Here is a 17,494-nt window from a genome sequence, read left to right as displayed (position 1 = left end):
CAGTGAGAGTTATAATATAACAAAAAACAGAAGCTGTTATATTATCACACAATCACCCGCTGACGAGATTCACCAATGAGAATTATTGCTTTTTTCACTGCCCTGCTGGCGGTGAGTTTGCCTGTTCGTGCCGTGGAGGTGCTGACCACCATCAAGCCCCTCGGCTTTATTGCAGCGGCGATCACGGAAGGTGTGAGCGAGCCGGAAGTCCTGCTGCCAACCGGCGCTTCCCCCCACGACTTCTCTCTGCGTCCCTCCGATGTTCGCAGCATCAGAGAGGCCGATTTGGTGGTCTGGGTCGGCCCCGAGCTGGAGGGTTTCATGAGCAAGCCTCTGGCCAATCATCCCCATGTCTTGACCCTGACCCAGGTGCCGGGCATGCCGCTGTTCAACTACGCGACCAAGGGTAGCCATGATGGCCATCAGCACGATGACCATGCGGCTCATGACCATGGCGATGAAGGGCATGAAGGTCATCATCATGAAGGGATCGACCCCCATATCTGGCTTGAACCGATGCAGGCCAAGGTAATTGCCAACGCTATCGCCAGCGAGCTGGGCAAGCAGGATCCGCCCAACAAGGCGCGTTACGAGGCCAATCTGGCCGCGTTTACCGCCAAGGTCGATGCCAGAGACAAGGTGATCGCCGGGCAGATGAAAGCGGTGAACCAGAAGGGGTACTTCGTATTCCACGAGGCTTATGGCTACTGGGAGCGTCACTATGGCATGAGTTCCAAAGGCCACTTTACCGTCAGTCCGGAGCGTCGTCCGGGAGCAAAAACACTGGTCGAGATCCGCAAGGCGCTGGAGGAGAAGCAGGCAAGCTGCATCTATGCCGAGCCGCAATTCTCGCCAGCGGTGATCGAGTCGGTTGCCCGCAATACCGGCGCCAGAGTGCTGCTGCTGGATGAGGTGGGTGAGCAGGTTCCGCTCGGCCCGGATGGTTATCCCCAGTTCATGGATCAGTTGGCCAACGCTTTTGCCCAGTGTCGTTGACACTGGGCCCGAAGAGCCTGCTCTCTGTTGTCTGGGACTATACTGACCTCCAGCATCTGACATGGAGTGTCCGGTATGAAATGGCTGTTAATCCCCACCTGCATGCTGGCACTCGGTTGTGTCGGCGTGCAGGCTTCCCGCCTGTCGGAATATATTGCCAGCCCCGAGCTGCGGGAGAAGTTGCAGGAAGTCTACGGCGGGCGCGCCATTCAGCGCGCAGAAGCGTTTTCCCACTTGCTGACGCCCAGAGCCGGCACCACGGATCAGCAGAAGATCGAGCTGGTAAATCACTACTTTAACAACCTGACCTACAGCGATGATCCCAGATTGTGGGGAGAATCGGATTACTGGGCCAATCCGCTGGAGTTCATTGGTGCCCGGGGTGGGGATTGCGAGGATTACAGCATCTCCAAGTACTACACCCTGATGGAGCTGGGGGTGGACGAGAAGAAGCTGCGGCTGGCTTACGTCAAGGCGGTGCGTTACAACCAGTTCCACATGGTTACACTCTATTTCGCGACCCCCAAATCAGATCCGCTGGTGCTCGACAACATCAACAGCCGCATTCTGCCCGGCAGCCTGCGCACCGACCTTATCCCTGTCTACAGCTTCGATGCCAAGAGCATCTGGATCATGAAGTCCCGCCGTGAGGGAACGCTTGCTGGCAGTGCCGACAGGCTGGCACAGTGGACATCGATGAAGACCCGGTTCTCCAGCGAGCAGCTGCGCTCCCCCCGCCGCCAGCTATAGCTTTCCGGCGGCTTTCAACTCGGCAAAATAACGGGCTGCGCCCGGATGCTGCTCAATGCTCAGCACCGGGCCGGTTTTGTTGCGCGCCTGATGGAACATGTTGGCGTAGCCATAAGTCTGTTCGTTGAACTTGGTCTGCTGTGCCAGCATGGCACGGGTCAGGTTATAGACCTCTTCTTCGGGAGTAGTTGCATTGGTCACCAGAGTGGCCGCGATGGCAAAGGTGGGTGTGGCTTTCAAGTTACCCGGATAGATGCGCGCGGGCACCTGGCTGCGCTGGTAATACCTGACCCCCTTGATCAGCTGGTCGCGCAGAGCGCCATCGACCGGCAGAAATCGGATGGCACACCGCTTGGCGGTATCGAGCACAATCCGGTTGGGGTGTCCCATCACCAGCCCATAGGCATCGATCTGTTTGCTGCAGAGCGCCTCGGCTGCATTGGCCATGCTTTTCAGATCGAGATCCTGCTCCTTGGCGCCCAGCAAGTTGAAAAGAGCCAGCGCAGTCTGGCGGGTACCGGAGCCCTTTAGTCCCATATCGATAGGGGCGAGCTTGAGCTGCTCTAGCGAGGTGATGTCACCGTCGGCCCGGATCACTATGGTAAAGGGTTCGGCGTGGGTCGCGAACAGCGCGCGCAGGCCGGTTTGTGCGGCGTTGGCGAAGGGGCCGCTACCCTGACTGGCCTGATAGAGCCAGTCTGACTGCACCATGGCGTAGCGGCTTTCACCGCTCCGCAGTCGCTGCAGGTTCTCCATCGAACCGGAGGTTGCCTGCAGCGCACAACCGATCTGCGGGTCTGTCTTGTGAGCCAGGCGGCAGAATTCGCTGGTGACCTGATAGTAGATCCCCTGTTCACTCCCTGTTGCTATGGTGGCCGGTGCGGCCATTGCTCCGGCTTGGCCGAACAGCATCAGCAAGATAGCCAGCTTTTTCATGATTGTGTCTCCCTGGCATAACCATCAATTCCCCAGGTGCGCAGCTTGTCGATGTCACTGCCAGTACCCGCCTCGGCCAACAGGGTGTAGCCAGCCGCATGCATGGTTTGCGAGAGGAGATGCCAGTAGAGCGGCTCCTCAGTCAGCTGGCAGCAGACAAAGACAGGATTGAGGGGATCGAGTTGATTGAAGGTCTCCGTATTGAGCGGAATAGCGCTAAACGCCAGCTCTACCCCCTGCTCCTGCAAGCGGGTCAATATCGACTCACCCTCAGCCGGGAAAGCGGTCACATCCCAGCGCCAGTCGAGAGTCTTGCCTCTACCTTGAGTCAGCAGCGGTACTATGGCTTGCCACTGCGGGTGGTGGAGCAGGGAGAGCGGTAGCGAGATACCTTCAACATGGAGTTGTAACCACTGTTCCAGAACCGCTTGAATGGTGGCCAGCTCGCTGTCGGCGGTGAGTGCCGGGTGTGGCAGGAAGCGCTGGTAGAGGGTGATCTGGCCCTGTGTCGAGACGAAGGTTTGCAGGTGGCCGCCACGGGTGTCGGTCAGCCCTTGCAGGGGCTGCGCTGCGGATGGCTGCAGTTGCTTGCCCATCTGGGTGATTTTGAGGCGTTGCTGCAACAGGTCGCGCTTGCGCTCGGAGACCAGCTGGTTGATGGAGAGCGCCACCTCTTTGAGATCCTGCAGCCAAGGGGTGGGGAGGGCGCTGTTGAACTGGTGCTTGCGGATCCGGATTAGCTGCTGGTTGATCTGCGCCAGCGGCTTTAGCAGCCGTTGGCTGACCAGGGAGATCACCAGAGTAAAGACAATCAGTCCACCCAACAGTGCCAGTCCGATACGGCTGATGGCATTCCACAGGTGCTGGTAGGCGTAGCCGCCGTGACCTTCCAGTGTCAGGGTACCGAGCATGCGCCAGCCATCGGTCAGTTCTTGCTCAATCTTGACCGGTGGCATGCCGATAACCGAGGGAAGCCAGCCAGGCACGTTTTGCTGGGTAGCCTGGAATACCTTCTGGAACAGCAATTGTCCGTCCGGGTCGACCAACCTGACCGAGCTGACGAAGCCGCCATCGAACATTGCATTGACGATGGTTTCGGCCAGCACCTTGTCATCGTTGAGCAAAGTACCTTGCAGCACCAGACCCAGAGCGGTGACGGCAGTCTCCAGATTGGCGGACATCTGGTCGATGATGGATTGGCGGACTGTGGTGATTTCCAGCACAAACAGCAGGACGGCACCGATCAGAAACAGGATGAGGATTATCCTGCTCAGTAGTTTTGATAACGTCATCTCCACTCCATGGAAAAGTTATTGCAACATTTGCGGTTTTTATTCTGGCGCTATGGCGAGCCGGTTCTTAAAAATAGGAAAAAATGGTTAAAAAAGACGATCATTTCTGCCCATCCGGGCTGGTTATGCATAAAATGTGAAGTTCATGCAGATTGCGATGAACTATTTGTATCGTTTTTTGTCAAACAGACAGTTTTATGCGGATTTGGTACTACCACATCGCAACTCACACTCTTCAGATATAAAGACAGGATAGCGGATGAAACGTCTCCGTCCCTTGGTAGCACAGGCTGCCAATTGGGAACCACCGGTTCCCCGCAAACACTTTTATGCAATGGTGATGCTGACGGCGATGACCCTGTCAGCAGTGGCATTGCTGCCTGCTCCGGGTGACATTCTGGAGCGGCCCCTGCGTCTGGAACTGCCGATTGATACCGCGGGTACGGCAACCAACGAAAACAACACCGACTTTAACGAAATCCCCGATCACGAACTGGTTGAACCCACCACATCTGACGATGACATTCCGGTCGATACCGCACCGCAGTGGCAGGATTACCGGGTACGCAATGGCGAGAATCTGACCGCCATCTTCAACAATCTGGGGCTCTCGACCACCACCCTTTACAAGGTGCTGGATGCGGATAACAAGAACTATCTGGCGCGGCTCAAACCGGGTCAGACCATCGAGCTGCTGATCGATCAGGACAACATCCTGCAGCAGCTCAAGATCCGCCTGAACATCAAGCAGACGCTGGTGATGGCGCGCACTGACGACACCTATACCGCTTCGATGATCAACGAGAAGGTGGATTGGCAGCCGCAGCGTTACGACGGCCAGATCAACGGCAGTTTCTATGTCAGTGCCCGCAATGCCGGCATTCCATCCACCCATATTCAGAAGATTGCCAACCTGTTCCAGTGGCGGATGAACTTTGCTCAGGATCTGAAAAAGGGTGACAAATTCAAGGTGTTGGTACGCCAGGAGACTGTCGAGGGCAAGAGCACCGGCAACAGCCAGCTGCTGGGTGTGGAAGTGACCAGCCAGGGCAAGACGGTATCGGCCTGGCTCTCCGATGATGGCAACTATTACGATGGTCAGGGCAACAGTCTGGAGCGCGGCTTCCGTCGCTATCCGACTCACAGCCGCTACCGGATCAGCTCCAGCTTCAACCCGGCCCGTAAACATCCGGTGACCGGTCTGGTGCGTCCTCACGAGGGTACCGACTTTGCACTGCCGATCGGCACTCCGGTGCTGGCGACCGGTGATGGTGTTGTCCAGAAGGCAACCAGCCACCCGCTGGCAGGTACCTATGTCGTCATCAAGCATGGCCGTACCCTGTCGACCCGTTATCTGCACCTGAGCAAGCTGCTGGTCAAACCGGGTCAGCGGGTCAAGATGGGCGACAAGATCGGCCTCTCCGGCAACACGGGTCGTTCGACCGGTGCTCACCTCCACTATGAGCTGCGCATCAACAACCGCCCGGTCAACGCCATGACAGCCAAGCTACCGATGGCCGAACCGCTCAGCGGCAAGGAGCGTCGCCAGTTCCTGGCCAAGGTGAAAGGCTACCGCAAGGAGCTGGAGGCGAGTTAATACCGCCCTCCGGATATGAAAAAGAGAGGCCCCGCCAATTGGCGGGGCCTCTCTTTTTGCGGCAAGGATTGGGTGTTAGTAGCCCTTGTCGAAGTCTATTTTGCCGTCGAGGGGCTGGCCGTCGATGAAGCGGATATAGTTGCGCACGAAGATTTGGGCCACATCCTCGGGGAAGCTGTAGGCGCTGTTGTGAGGGGTGACGATGAGGTTGGGTTGCCCCCACAGCGGGCTGTCGGCGGGCAGTGGCTCCTGCTCGAATACATCCAGCACCGCCATCGCCAGCTTGCCGGTGCGCAGGGCGGTCAGCAGATCGCCGGAGTGGACGGCATTGCCGCGTCCCACGTTGAACAGGATGGCGCCCGGCTTGCAGAACTCGAAGCGGGCCGCATTAAAGAGATGGCGGGTGTCGCGGGTCGCCGGCAGAACGCTGACGATCACATCGGCCTGCGCCAGGATCTTGTTGAGCGCCGGCAGCTGGTAAACCTGATCAAAGCTGGCCCGCTCCCGGCCGCTGCGGCTGATGCCAAGTACCTTCATGCCAAAGTGCTTGCCGGTCTGGGCGATATGCTGGCCAATGCTGCCGGTGCCAAGGATCAGCATGGTTTTCCCCTTGAGCCCCTGATAGGGGTGGCTCTGCCAGAGACGCTGCCTCTGCTGTTCCCGATAGAGAGGAATTTGTCGCATCAAGCTGAGCAGATGGCCAAAGACATATTCGCTCATCAGCGGGCCGAAGATACCGCGCACGTTGGTAAGCTGGTAGTCGCGCCGGCTGTCCGGGTCGAGCAGTACGTCCACTCCGGCATAGGTGGACTGGAACCATTTGAGTTTCCCCGCCTTGGGGAGAAGCGGTTTGGCACGGGCCGGTTCTGCCATCAGAATATGGGCTTCGCCAATCAGCTTCTCGGCATCGCTCTGGTTATCGGCTCGCAGAATGCGCAGATGGGGGAGATTGGCGGCCTTGAGCAGACGTTCGTAGTGAGCATTATCCTGGCTGAGCAAAAGAAGGGTACGTTGGCTCATACTCTTGTTCCTTATCAGAATTTGCGGCGCAACAAGATGCCGCTCTCGTCCCATCTTACCCGAGTTGCCTGCGCAACATAGCCGACCAGGGCGCTTTTTCGTTTTCGCCGCGCCCCTCGTGGGCTACAATCTGCCCCACATTTTGCAGAGGATCCGACTCCAGTGTTTGGTGACAAGTTTTATAAGCGACTGGCCGAGCTACAGCCTTGGCAACAGACCGTCTACACCCTGGCGCTGGCAGAGCGCATGTACCCCAACTATGCCCTGTTCAGTCAGGCCTCCGGCTTTGGCAATGCAGAGGCCTTCCGGCATGCGCTGGATCAGATGTGGAACTACCTGACCGTCAAGGGTTCCCGGGTCAATCTGGGTGCCATTCTCGAAGAGTTCGAAGCTCATATTCCGGATCCCCGCAAGTTTGAATCCTACGGTGCCTATCCGGCACTGGATGCCTGCGTGGCGCTGGGCTGTGCCTACAACTCGGTGATCTGCCGTGTTGGGGAAGAGGCCAACGATGCCAGTCATGCCTCCGTCGGTACCGTTGCCGGTTTTATCGAGATGATGGAAGAGCGGGATCTGACCGAAGAGGAGCTCTACGAGCACGAATACATGGAAGCCGAGCTGGAGTTTCAGGTCGAGCTGCTCAAGCGGGTTGCCCACGAGCGTGACAGCGACCGGATTCTGGCCATCAAGGCCTTTGCCGCTCAGGATGGCGTCTCCAACATTGGTATCAGCCTGGAAGAGTAATCGCCGGTGCCAGCCCACTAAAAAAGCTCCCGTTTCGGGAGCTTTTTTTATGCCTGCTCGGCGGTCAGGGGGCTGACGCTCAGCACCGGGGCGGCATCGATTCCATCGGCATTCATCATGGCGGAGATGCGCTGCAGGGAGGAGAGCAGCAGGGTCTGTTCCCAGGTTTCAAGGGATTGAAAACGCTGGATAAAACTCTCTTGCAGTGGTGTCGGCGCCTCGGTCAGCAGGGCGCGGCCGGCATCGGTCAGGGTCGCGTGTACCTTGCGCTTGTCGGTCTCGCTGCGAACGCGCTGCACCAGTTGGCGGCTCTCGAGGCGATCCATGATGGTGGTGGCGGTGGCCTGACTCATGTTGGTGTGGTCGGCCAGCTGGCGCATGGAGATCTGGCCCAGCTCGTCAATTCCTTTGAGCAGCAAGAGTTGTGGCGAGGTAAGACCCGCCTCCTTGATCAAGCGCTTGGAGTGCATGTCGATGGCACGAATGATCTGGCGCAGCGCTACCAGCACTTCATCATGTTTTTCCATGGTGTCGGAGTAGGAAGTCGGGTTGAAAGGAGGAAAATTCTGCTCCCGGCAGATAAAAAGGTCAATATAGTTATTACTCAAATGGTTTATGTTCAAATTAATTTTGTGTTAGTTTAGCCCCTCTTTGCGCGGTTTAACCTGACAAGAGAGGAGTAAACATGACCAATGAACTGGATATCAAGACCCTGGCCAGCGGCCTGAAAGTTGTGCGGGTTCGCTATGAACTGCCTGATACATCAGCCTTTGTCCGCTATCAGCCCGCCTATGATGAAGACCCGAACAACCTCAAGGTTCACCACTACGACGGCGAACTGCCGCTCTCCTGTAGTGAAACAGGTACTTTCAACCTAAAGGAGTTGGTGAACGAATTGCGTTACGCCTATGTGCTGGTGCACCTCTTTCCTGACGAAAGCGCCATGCAGTTCTATCTGACCGGCCTCGATACCGGATTGGCCCAGCTGGAGTTCATCGGCGGCTCTTACGACTTCAACCGGCTCTGGATCACCAGCGGTATCTCCAATCTGGGCGTGCCCATGGCCATCTTCCTCGGCAAACGCCACGCCGTGAACGGTCAGCCCTCGGTCACCCTGGTGGATCACCGTGAACAAGCGGCAGGCAAGCTGGTCTATCGCGCCATCGGTGGTGCCGGTGATCACGTGGGCGAAGAGTTTTTCAACAACGACTAAGGAGGCTGGATGAGAGCAAGCAAAGGGCTATTTAAAGGCCTCAACCCCACCATGGCCATGACGGCGTTGACCGTTATCACCCTGTTTCTGCTGTTCGGGGTCTTTGTCCCCGAGACGGCCGCCAGCTGGTTTGTCGGGGCCAAGGATCAGATTATTGCCGGGTTTAAATGGTACTACATTCTGGTAGTCGCCCTGTTCCTGTTCTTCGCCGTCTACCTGATGTTCAGCCGTTTCGGCAACATCCGGCTGGGCGACGACGACCAGGTACCGGAGTTCGGCTACTTCGCCTGGTTCTCCATGCTGTTTAGCGCGGGCATGGGGATCGGGCTGGTGTTCTGGAGCATCGCCGAGCCGATGAACCACCTGCAGGGCAACCCTTTTATTACCGAAGGGATGACCCCGGAGGCGGCCCAGATCGCCATGCGCCTCACCTTTTTCCACTGGGGCCTGCACCCCTGGGCAATCTATGTGATCGTCGGCCTGTCGCTCGCCTTCTTCAGCTACCGGCGCAAACTGCCACTGGCAATTCGTTCTGTGCTCTATCCGCTGCTTGGCGATCGCATCTACGGCTTCTGGGGCCATGCGGCCGACGTGCTGGCGGTGTTCGGTACCGTGTTCGGGGTGGCGACTTCCCTTGGCCTGGGTGTCTCCCAGATGAACACCGGCCTCAACCAGATGTTTGGCATGGAAGTATCGCAAACGAATCAGCTCTGGCTGATTGGTGGCATCAGCCTGATCGCCACCCTCTCGGCGGTCTCCGGGGTCGGGCGCGGGGTGAAGATCCTCTCCGAGCTCAATATCTGGCTGAGCGTCTTCGTGCTCGCGCTCTTTCTGGTACTGGGGCCGACCACCTATATCCTCAACGCCTACGTGCAAAACATCGGTGATTACCTGCAGAACATCGTCAAACTGAGCTTCTGGACCAACACCGAAGCTAATGGCACCTCGGCTTGGCAGTCGAGCTGGACGGCGTTTTACTGGGGCTGGTGGATTGCCTGGGCGCCGTTTGTCGGCATGTTTATCGCCCGTATCTCCAAGGGGCGTACCATCCGTGAATTCGTGCTCGGCGTGCTGCTGGTGCCTTCGCTGCTCGGCATGTTCTGGCTCACCGTCTTTGGCGGTACGGCGATGAATCTGGAGCTGTTTGGTGGCGGCGGCGTGGTCGCTGCGGTCAATCAGGATGTGACGCTGGCGCTCTACAAGACGGTCGAGCTGCTGCACTGGGAGACCTTCGGCTGGATTGCCAAGGGCGTGCTGACCCTGCTTATCTGTACCTACTTCATCACCTCCAGTGACTCGGGCACGCTGGTGATTACGACCCTGCTCTCCATCGGTGATCAGGATCCTCCGGTGCCGCACCGCGCGCTCTGGGGGCTGGGCCAGGGGCTGGTCGCTGCGATTTTGCTGGTCTCCGGCGGCCTTGCCGCCCTGCAGGCGGCCAGCATCATAGCCGCGCTGCCCTTCTCGGTGATCATGCTGGCTATGTGCTATTCGCTGATGCTGGGGCTCAAACAGGAGAGCCAGCGCCAGTTCGAGTATCGTCAGAACCTCAAGCGCCACGATGGCTCATCCCATATGAGCTTGCTGGAGCGCATCGGCCCGGCGTAAACCGCCAGTCTGAACTCAGCTAAATGACAAAACGGCCGTACTGGTGAGGTCTCCTGCGGGAGCCTCGTCAGTACGGCCGTCTGTTCTTGCGCCGGGGTAGGGGTTACTCCTCGATAAAGGCTCACTCATCCTTGATGCGGCTGATGGCATCGGTCCGCTTTTTGGCAAGCTGTTCCTTGATCTCTTCCCCCTTGTAACCGGCCGCCACAATCTCTTTTGCCGGCACCGCCTGGGCGGCAGCCAGCGCTTCGGCCACATAGTCTGGCTCGGCGTAGACCCGCTCCTCGAAGCCGGTGCGGCCATGGAAGTCGGCGCGGCAGGCATCCAGCAGCTGGGCAAAGCGCTCGGGGCGGCGCCAGGCATCTGCCTTATCAAACACCTTGAGCAGGGTAGCGGGCTTGAGCTCAAAGGCGATGTGGATGTGGGTGTGCAGATCGCTCACCAGCAGCGCCAGATCCCGGCACTCGTTGGGTACCCGGAACCGCTCGCACAGGGCGCGAATAAGCGGCAGCCCCTTCTGGCCGTGACCATGATGGCTGGGCCAGAACTCCTTGGGGGTCACTCCCTTGCCAAGGTCGTGGCAGAGGGCGGCAAAGCGGACGGTCAATTCCGGGGAGATCCGGCACGCCTGCTCCAGCACCATTAGGGTGTGGATGCCTGTGTCGATCTCAGGGTGCCACTTGGCCGGGGCGGGGACGCCGAACAGGGCATCAATCTCGGGGAAGAGCGCCTTGAGGGCACCACATTGGCGCAGCACCTCGAAGAAGATCTGCGGGGTTGGCCCCAGCAGCACTTTTTCCAGCTCCTTCCAGACTCGCTCCGGCGTGAGGTGGGCCAGCTCGCCAGCCGCTGTCATTTCGCTCATCAGGGCTAGGGTTTCCGGCGCGATGACAAAGCCCTGAGCGTGGAAGCGGGCGGCGAAGCGGGCGACCCGCAGGATGCGCAGCGGATCTTCGGCAAAGGCGGGGGAGACGTGGCGCAGCAGCCGTTGTTCCAAATCCTTGATGCCACCGTAGGGGTCGTGGAGCTCTCCCTGTTCATCTTCGGCGATGGCGTTGATGGTGAGATCCCGGCGCAGCAGATCCTGCTCCAGCGTCACATCGGGGGCGGCGTGGCAGACAAAGCCGGTGTAGCCCTGACCCTGTTTGCGTTCGGTACGGGCGAGGGCATACTCCTGCTGGGTTTTGGGGTGAAGAAACACGGGAAAGTCGCGACCGACCTGGGTAAAGCCCAGCGCCAGCATCTGCTCCACAGTGGCGCCGACCACCAGATAATCCCTGTCGCCCTGCGGCAATCCCAGCAGGCGATCCCGTACTGCGCCCCCAACCAGATAAGTCTGCAAACCATCTCTCCCGTCAACAATCGTGGGGCCGAGTATATCGTCTTTGTTACTGCATTGCTGCCCGACCGTGACCGGGAAAATGTGGGGTAATCGAGTGTGTCAGCAGGGCTTTGACTTGGGCGTGACGAGGCCGTACCCTGCCGCACCAGACGGCTGGCTCTGTATTGCGCAATGGCCTTACTACCGAGCAGCCAAAATAAGCCGAAGGAACCGCAGAGTTCCCTATATATCAACGACATGAGAACAACGTGAATCAATCAACCTTCGCAAGCCGGGTTCTGGAGTGGTATGAGCTTCATGGCCGCAAGAGCCTGCCCTGGCAACAGGAGAAGACTCCTTACCGGGTCTGGGTCTCGGAGATCATGCTGCAGCAGACCCAGGTCGCTACCGTGATCCCCTATTACCAGCGTTTTATGGCGCGCTTCCCCGATGTGGTAGCGCTGGCCGATGCCCCCGTGGACGAAGTGCTGCATCACTGGACCGGGCTTGGCTACTACGCCCGGGCCCGCAACCTGCACAAGGCGGCCCAGCAGATCCGCGATCATCACCACGGCCTCTTTCCCGAGCGCTTTGACGAGGTGATGGCGCTGCCGGGGATTGGCCGCTCAACCGCCGGGGCCGTGCTGTCGCTCTCCCTCGGTCAGCCCCACGCCATCCTTGATGGCAACGTGAAGCGGGTACTCACCCGCTGGCTGGCGCTGCCGGGCTGGCCCGGCCAGAAGCAGGTGGAGAACGAGCTGTGGGAGATCGCCATCCGGCTCACTCCAAAGCTGGGTGTGGCGCAATACAATCAGGCGATGATGGATATCGGGGCGACGATCTGCACCCGCAGCAAGCCTGCCTGTGAACGTTGCCCGGTGCGGGCCGATTGCCAGGGGCTGTCGCAAGGCAACCCGACTGCCTACCCCAACAGCAAGCCGAAGAAGAGCATTCCGGCCCGGGATGGCATCATGCTGCTGATCCGCCATGACGACGAACTGCTGCTGGAGAAGCGGCCGCCGCAGGGGATCTGGGGTGGGCTCTACTGCTTCCCGCAGGTCGCCTCGCTGGCGGAGGTGGAGGGTCTGCTGGCGTCCCTTGGCCTGAGTCATCACGGTTATCGGGAACTGGCTGGTTTTCGCCATACATTCAGTCACTTCCACCTCGATATCCAGCCGCTGCTGATCGAGATTGAGGCAGCGCCAGCGCTGCGCCTCATGGAAGCAGATAACCGACTCTGGTATAACTTACGCCATCCTGCCGAGGTGGGGCTGGCGGCCGCCACGGCCCGTCTGCTCGCCTATCCGGAGCTACAACCATAGAGGTCAACATGAGCCGTACTGTATTTTGCCAACGCCTGAAAAAAGAGGGCCCGGGCCTGGATTTTCAACTCTACCCGGGCGAACTCGGCAAGCGGATTTTTGACAACATCAGCAAGGAAGCCTGGGCCGAGTGGCAGAAGAAGCAGGTGATGCTGATCAACGAAAAAAAGCTCAATATGATGAATCTTGAGCATCGTCAGTTGCTGGAAAAAGAGATGGTCAGCTACCTGTTTGAAGCGGGTGAAGTGCAGATCGAGGGTTATACCCCTCCCAGTCAGTAAGCAATCGAGCTGTAGTACCTGTGAGCGGGGAGTGGAGCCAAAGGTGGTCAGTCTCCCCTTGTTTACTCGCGGCATATGAATGATGGGCGGCACTGCCGCCCTGTTTGAGGATCCTATGGGCCGAATTTTTTGGCTGCTGTGCACCCTGCTGTTTCTCTCTGCCTGTTCATCTTCTCCCAAGCCCAGCGGGAATGAGGATGATGATCTCGTCAACGGCAAGGACATCCGCGGCTTTGAACACATGATCAGTGCGCTCTCCCATAACGTGAACGAAATATGGGGGCGAGAGGCGCTGTTTGCGGGCAAGTATGACTACGTCAAATACACGGATCAGTACAAGAGCCGTGCCCACATCGACTTCTCCAGCGGCCATATCATGGTCGAGACGGTATCTGGCATAGATCCCCGTGCTCACCTGCGTCGCGCCATTGTCGAGACCCTGCTGACACCGGACGATCCGGCCGAAGTGGATCTTTACTCCGACCGGGAGATCATGCCCGGCGGCGAGCCTTTCCTCTATGGCCAGGTGGTGGACAATCAGCGTCAGCCCATTCGGGCATCCTGGCGTGCCGAACGCTACGCCGACTACCTGCTCAACACGGCGATGAAGAAACGCACCCTTGGTATTCGCACCATCTTCTTCGTCGATATCCCCATGGTGGCCAACCACGAAGATAGACGGGGCTACAAGTACGCCAGCCTGATCCGTGAAGCCTCCCGCAAATACGGGGTCTCTGAAAGTCTGATCTATGCGGTGATCAAGACCGAGAGCAGCTTCAACCCCTATGCGGTGAGCCATGCCAACGCTTATGGCCTGATGCAGGTCATTCCGGCGACGGCCGGGCGTGACGTCTATGTGCGGGTCAAAGGCAAGAGCGGTCAACCGACCCGGGAAGACCTGTTCAATCCGGCCTACAACATCGATGTCGGGACTGCCTATCTGCATCTGCTGCAGACCGTCTATCTGTCGGATATTCAGGATCCCCAATCTCGTCGCTATGCGGTGATCTCCGCCTATAACGGTGGGGCTGGCGGGGTGCTCAACACCTTCTCCAGCGATCGCAAGGCGGCGCCCGGGATGATCAACCAGCTCTCACCCGAGGCGGTCTATCAGGTGCTGACAGAGCAGCATCCCAAGGCAGAAGCTCGTCGCTATCTCTACAAGGTCAATCAGGCCGAGAAGGGGTTCAAGCGAACATTTGCCAGCCGTTCCGGTTAACGGGTCGCAGCGGCAGAACGGAAAATGAAAAAGGGCGCTTTCAACAGCGCCCTTTTTTACGTCTGGTCAGTCAGGGATCATTCCGGCCTTACTTGGCGATGAAGCCGCCTTTAGCCTTGGGCGCCGCGCCCACTTTCTCCAGACTTTCCACATCAAGCTCGGTCTTGTTCCAGCTGTGGTTCACCTCGCCACGGATGCGGATCAGATCGTCCGGCCCGACCTCGGTGCCGCGCCATACCTTCTCGTCTACCTCGACCTCTACTTCGCCGCTCTCGTCGCGGAACAGGTAGTTTTCACCGCCGAGGTGCTTGACTAGCTTGCCCTCCAGCGTGGCCCAGCTGTCATCGGCCAGATCCTTGAGTTGCGCCACGGAGACCTTGTTCTGCTCCATTGGGCCTGTGTAGGCCGCCATGGCGAAAGAGGATACGGACATCAGGGTCAACATTCCGATAATGGCTGCGCTTGCTTTGTTCATTTCATGCTCCTGTCGTTGGGATGGGGGCATTGTGCGGTGGGGGGCGTGAAACAAGCGTGAAAGCATCCGTTTTATTTGCGAGAAGGGGATAGAGCACAAAAAGCACGCGCTTTTTCCGACTGTGGCAGCAGCCGAAATGGGGTGAAAATGGAATAAGAGATCGTCTGTTTTGTGAGCGCAATCGATTCTATTGCGCGAAAGAGTAGGTGAAGGTTTAGCCAGCTCGTTAATCTGTCGCCCTGATCAGGCGTCAGTGGAGATCTGCTTCTTCCCAAAGGGATCTCCGTTCGAGGAAAGCGAGCAGGGGTAACCCTTGCCGAACAATGAGAATAACAATATGAAAAAGTGGCTTGTTTGTTTATTGGGGTTGATGGCATTGACCGTTCAGGCGGTCGAGCGTCCTGCCTTTTCCCGTATCGTGATGTTTGGCGACAGCCTCTCCGATACCGGCAAAATGTACCAGAAGATGAAAGGGTATCTACCCTCCAGTCCCCCCTATTTCAAGGGGCGTTTCAGTAATGGGCCAGTCTGGCTGGAAGTGTTGCAACAAGAGCATTTCCCGGGGCTTAAACTGGTCAACGAGGCTGAAGGCGGAGCCACTGCGGTGGCCTATAACCACCTTGGCCCCCTGAATGGCTGGCTTGGCTTCTGGTTCGTGGGATCCCAAGTATCAGGTGATCAATAACCTGGAGTACGAGATCAAACAGTTCCTGAAAAAAGACAAGTTCCGCCCCGATGATCTGGTAGTGATTTGGGTGGGTGCCAACGATTATCTGGCCTATGGCTGGAACAAGGAGAAGGATGCCGATCGGGTGGTAGCCACCATTCAGGCGGCAGCGAATAATCTGGTTTTAAATGGCGCCAAACAGATACTGCTGTTCAACATTCCTGATCTGGGGCAGACCCCGTCGGCTCACAGCATGAAGGTGGTCGACAAGGTACGCCATGTGGCCAAATACCATAACCAGCGTTTGCAGGCGCTCACCAACGAGCTTGCCCCTCTTGGCATCGTGAAGCTGTTCGAAGTCGACAAGCAGTTTGACGAGATGGTGCGCGACCCGCAGCAGTTCGGGCTCAGCGATATCGAACATGCCTGCTACGGCGGTGGCTATGTCTGGAAGCCCTTTGCCAAGATGCCAAAAGCGGCGGCGCTGACGCTGCCGGAGCAGCTTGCCATTGCGAGCAACCCGATCCTGGCGCAGGCTGTGGTCAGCCCCGAGTTGATGCGGGCGGCCATGACAGCCAATTGCGAGGGCAACATGTTCTGGGATCAGGTACACCCGACTCGTACCGTGCATAAAGTTCTGGGTCAGCGTGTGGCCGATTTTATCGAGCAGAACTACGAGTTCATCCGTCAGTAACAACCCTTCCGGGCCAGCGACAGGCTGGCCCGTTTCCCCGCAGAATGATGCATTCATCCCTTTCTTGGTCAAATAACAGACATTTGTTGCTGTTTTTGTGATGTCATTGAGTTAAAGTGTTATTTGTTAATTGATATCAGGTACTTGAAAATAGGCTAACGTTGATATGCTGCGATCGTGTTTGTGCGATTGCGCCTATAAGACGAGGTGATATCAATCAACCTCCTCCTACATAAAGTTGCAGAGGCTAAGACATGAAAAAATCATTGATTACCTTACTGGTTACCGGTTTGCTTGCTGCCAACGCACAGGCGGCCGGTCAGGACAACACCTGGTATGGCGGTGCCAAACTGGGCTGGTCCAACTTCTATGGCATTGATGAAAGCAACGCCTTGACTCTTGGCAATGAGACCAATGATGCACTGGGCGCCGGTGTGTTTGGTGGCTATCAGGTCAACAAGAACCTGGGTATCGAGCTGGGCTATGACTACCTGGGTAAATATAAATACGATGCGGTGAAAAGCGGGGCTGCATTCAGTGATGAAGTCACTGCACAGCTTGCGCAGCTGACTCTGAAACTGGGCTTCCCGGTGACAGATAGCCTAGATCTTTATGGCCGCGTTGGTGGTGGTTATGGCTGGGCGGATGCCAAGAGCGATGTCTTCAAGGATGACAGCCGCTTTGTTGTCGTAGGTGCGCTGGGCGCTGAATATGCCTTCAACCGCGACTGGGCTGCTCGCCTCGAGTATCAATACTCCACTCCGTATGGCAGCCGTGACGACACTGGTCTGCGCATGGACAACGGCCTGCTCTCGCTGGGCGCTGTCTATCGCTTCGGTCAGGTTGCTCCTGTGGTTGCCGCACCGGCTCCTGCACCGGCACCCGCTCCCGAGCCTGTTATTGTCGAGAAGCAGTTCACCCTGAGCTCCGACGTGCTGTTTGACTTCAACAAGGCAACGCTGAAGCCGAAAGCCAGCGAGGCGCTGGACAACCTCTACAGCCAGATTGAGTCTGCGCGTCCGAAGGATGGCGTCGCCACCGTGATCGGTTACACCGACCGCATCGGTTCTGACTCCTACAACCAGAAGCTCTCCGAGCAGCGTGCCCAGACCGTTGCCAACTATCTGGTTGGTAAAGGGATCCCGGCCAGCAAGGTCAATGTGGAAGGGCGTGGCAAGGCTTCCCCGGTTACCGGCGACAGCTGCGTCAGCAAGTCCAAGCGCGAGCTGATCGTCTGCCTGGCTCCGGATCGCCGTGTCGAAGTGAAAGTGGAAGGGGTCACAGAGGCCCAGCAGTAATCGTCTGACTGATCCACCCCGGCGGCATCGGTAAGAGATGAAGAAAAGCCAGTCAGTGATC

Annotated in this window: 16 protein-coding genes and 1 pseudogene; 11 read left to right on the top strand and 6 right to left on the bottom strand. The window is 57.9% G+C overall.

Annotated elements, in window-relative coordinates:
* The first annotated feature begins 75 nt into the window (after positions 1-75).
* Together znuA and WE862_RS01065 are read left to right on the top strand one after the other, a co-directional pair.
* Complete coding sequence (gene znuA / locus WE862_RS01070; protein WP_339058689.1) at positions 76-996, top strand: zinc ABC transporter substrate-binding protein ZnuA; 921 nt, start codon at positions 76-78, stop codon at positions 994-996.
* 75 nt (positions 997-1,071) lie between these two features.
* Positions 1,072-1,746: a transglutaminase-like cysteine peptidase gene (locus WE862_RS01065; RefSeq protein WP_042032616.1), complete on the top strand. Its 675-nt coding sequence runs from the start codon at positions 1,072-1,074 to the stop codon at positions 1,744-1,746.
* Here the strand turns inward: WE862_RS01065 and WE862_RS01060 are convergent.
* Both WE862_RS01060 and WE862_RS01055 read right to left on the bottom strand, forming a co-directional pair.
* Positions 1,741-2,682 (bottom strand): TAXI family TRAP transporter solute-binding subunit, encoded by a 942-nt coding sequence (locus tag WE862_RS01060; RefSeq protein WP_042032615.1) that lies wholly within the window; start codon positions 2,680-2,682, stop codon positions 1,741-1,743. The two genes, WE862_RS01065 and WE862_RS01060, sit on opposite strands and share 6 nt — an antisense overlap.
* The gene (locus WE862_RS01055; protein WP_042032614.1) at positions 2,679-3,974 is read right to left on the bottom strand and encodes a LapD/MoxY N-terminal periplasmic domain-containing protein; all 1,296 of its coding nucleotides are present in this window, start codon (positions 3,972-3,974) and stop codon (positions 2,679-2,681) included. Before WE862_RS01055 ends, WE862_RS01060 begins: the two co-directional genes overlap by 4 nt.
* A gap of 259 nt (positions 3,975-4,233) precedes the next feature.
* Here WE862_RS01055 and mepM point away from each other — a divergent pair, with 259 nt between their 5' ends.
* Positions 4,234-5,571 (top strand): murein DD-endopeptidase MepM, encoded by a 1,338-nt coding sequence (gene mepM / locus WE862_RS01050; protein ID WP_042032613.1) that lies wholly within the window; start codon positions 4,234-4,236, stop codon positions 5,569-5,571.
* 75 nt (positions 5,572-5,646) lie between these two features.
* Here mepM and WE862_RS01045 read toward each other — a convergent pair whose 3' ends face one another.
* Positions 5,647-6,591, bottom strand: a complete 945-nt coding sequence (locus WE862_RS01045) for a D-2-hydroxyacid dehydrogenase (RefSeq protein ID WP_033115071.1) — start codon at positions 6,589-6,591, stop codon at positions 5,647-5,649.
* A 162-nt stretch (positions 6,592-6,753) separates the two neighbouring features.
* Here WE862_RS01045 and WE862_RS01040 point away from each other — a divergent pair, with 162 nt between their 5' ends.
* The gene (locus WE862_RS01040; protein ID WP_041209226.1) at positions 6,754-7,335 is read left to right on the top strand and encodes a YjaG family protein; all 582 of its coding nucleotides are present in this window, start codon (positions 6,754-6,756) and stop codon (positions 7,333-7,335) included.
* Between the two features lie 47 nt (positions 7,336-7,382).
* On the opposite strand, the gene WE862_RS01035 is transcribed toward WE862_RS01040, so the two are convergent.
* Positions 7,383-7,862 (bottom strand): MarR family winged helix-turn-helix transcriptional regulator, encoded by a 480-nt coding sequence (locus WE862_RS01035; protein WP_042032704.1) that lies wholly within the window; start codon positions 7,860-7,862, stop codon positions 7,383-7,385.
* A gap of 158 nt (positions 7,863-8,020) precedes the next feature.
* Between WE862_RS01035 and WE862_RS01030 the strand changes: the two genes are divergently transcribed.
* Together WE862_RS01030 and WE862_RS01025 are read left to right on the top strand one after the other, a co-directional pair.
* Positions 8,021-8,548, top strand: a complete 528-nt coding sequence (locus WE862_RS01030) for a hypothetical protein (protein WP_042032612.1) — start codon at positions 8,021-8,023, stop codon at positions 8,546-8,548.
* Between the two features lie 9 nt (positions 8,549-8,557).
* On the top strand, positions 8,558-10,156 hold the full coding sequence (locus WE862_RS01025; RefSeq protein WP_042032611.1) for a BCCT family transporter: 1,599 nt from the start codon (positions 8,558-8,560) through the stop codon (positions 10,154-10,156).
* Between the two features lie 121 nt (positions 10,157-10,277).
* On the opposite strand, the gene WE862_RS01020 is transcribed toward WE862_RS01025, so the two are convergent.
* On the bottom strand, positions 10,278-11,498 hold the full coding sequence (locus WE862_RS01020; RefSeq protein ID WP_339058688.1) for a multifunctional CCA addition/repair protein: 1,221 nt from the start codon (positions 11,496-11,498) through the stop codon (positions 10,278-10,280).
* Positions 11,499-11,746: 248 nt separating this feature from the next.
* On the opposite strand from WE862_RS01020, the gene mutY reads away from it, so the two are divergent.
* From mutY to mltC, 3 genes are all read left to right on the top strand, one after another.
* The gene (gene mutY / locus WE862_RS01015) at positions 11,747-12,799 is read left to right on the top strand and encodes an A/G-specific adenine glycosylase (protein ID WP_042032608.1); all 1,053 of its coding nucleotides are present in this window, start codon (positions 11,747-11,749) and stop codon (positions 12,797-12,799) included.
* An 8-nt stretch (positions 12,800-12,807) separates the two neighbouring features.
* Positions 12,808-13,080, top strand: coding sequence for an oxidative damage protection protein (locus tag WE862_RS01010; protein WP_041209221.1), 273 nt, complete (start codon positions 12,808-12,810; stop codon positions 13,078-13,080).
* 115 nt (positions 13,081-13,195) lie between these two features.
* Positions 13,196-14,299 carry a membrane-bound lytic murein transglycosylase MltC gene (mltC, locus tag WE862_RS01005; RefSeq protein WP_033115098.1) on the top strand — a complete coding sequence of 368 codons (1,104 nt, stop codon included), beginning with the start codon at positions 13,196-13,198 and terminating at the stop codon, positions 14,297-14,299.
* Positions 14,300-14,387: 88 nt separating this feature from the next.
* On the opposite strand, the gene WE862_RS01000 is transcribed toward mltC, so the two are convergent.
* A complete protein-coding gene (locus tag WE862_RS01000) occupies positions 14,388-14,774 on the bottom strand; it encodes a NirD/YgiW/YdeI family stress tolerance protein (protein ID WP_339058687.1) in 387 nt (128 codons plus the stop codon).
* A 337-nt stretch (positions 14,775-15,111) separates the two neighbouring features.
* Here WE862_RS01000 and WE862_RS00995 point away from each other — a divergent pair.
* Positions 15,112-16,135: pseudogene (locus WE862_RS00995) on the top strand (SGNH/GDSL hydrolase family protein).
* Positions 16,136-16,389: 254 nt separating this feature from the next.
* Positions 16,390-17,433, top strand: coding sequence for a porin OmpA (gene ompA / locus WE862_RS00990; RefSeq protein ID WP_033115063.1), 1,044 nt, complete (start codon positions 16,390-16,392; stop codon positions 17,431-17,433).
* The last annotated feature ends 61 nt before the right edge of the window (positions 17,434-17,494 follow it).

The organism is Aeromonas jandaei (assembly GCF_037890695.1).
Lineage (GTDB): Bacteria > Pseudomonadota > Gammaproteobacteria > Enterobacterales > Aeromonadaceae > Aeromonas > Aeromonas jandaei.
The sequence above is the reverse complement of the archived record's forward strand: the minus strand, read 5'-3'. Positions and strand labels throughout refer to the sequence as shown.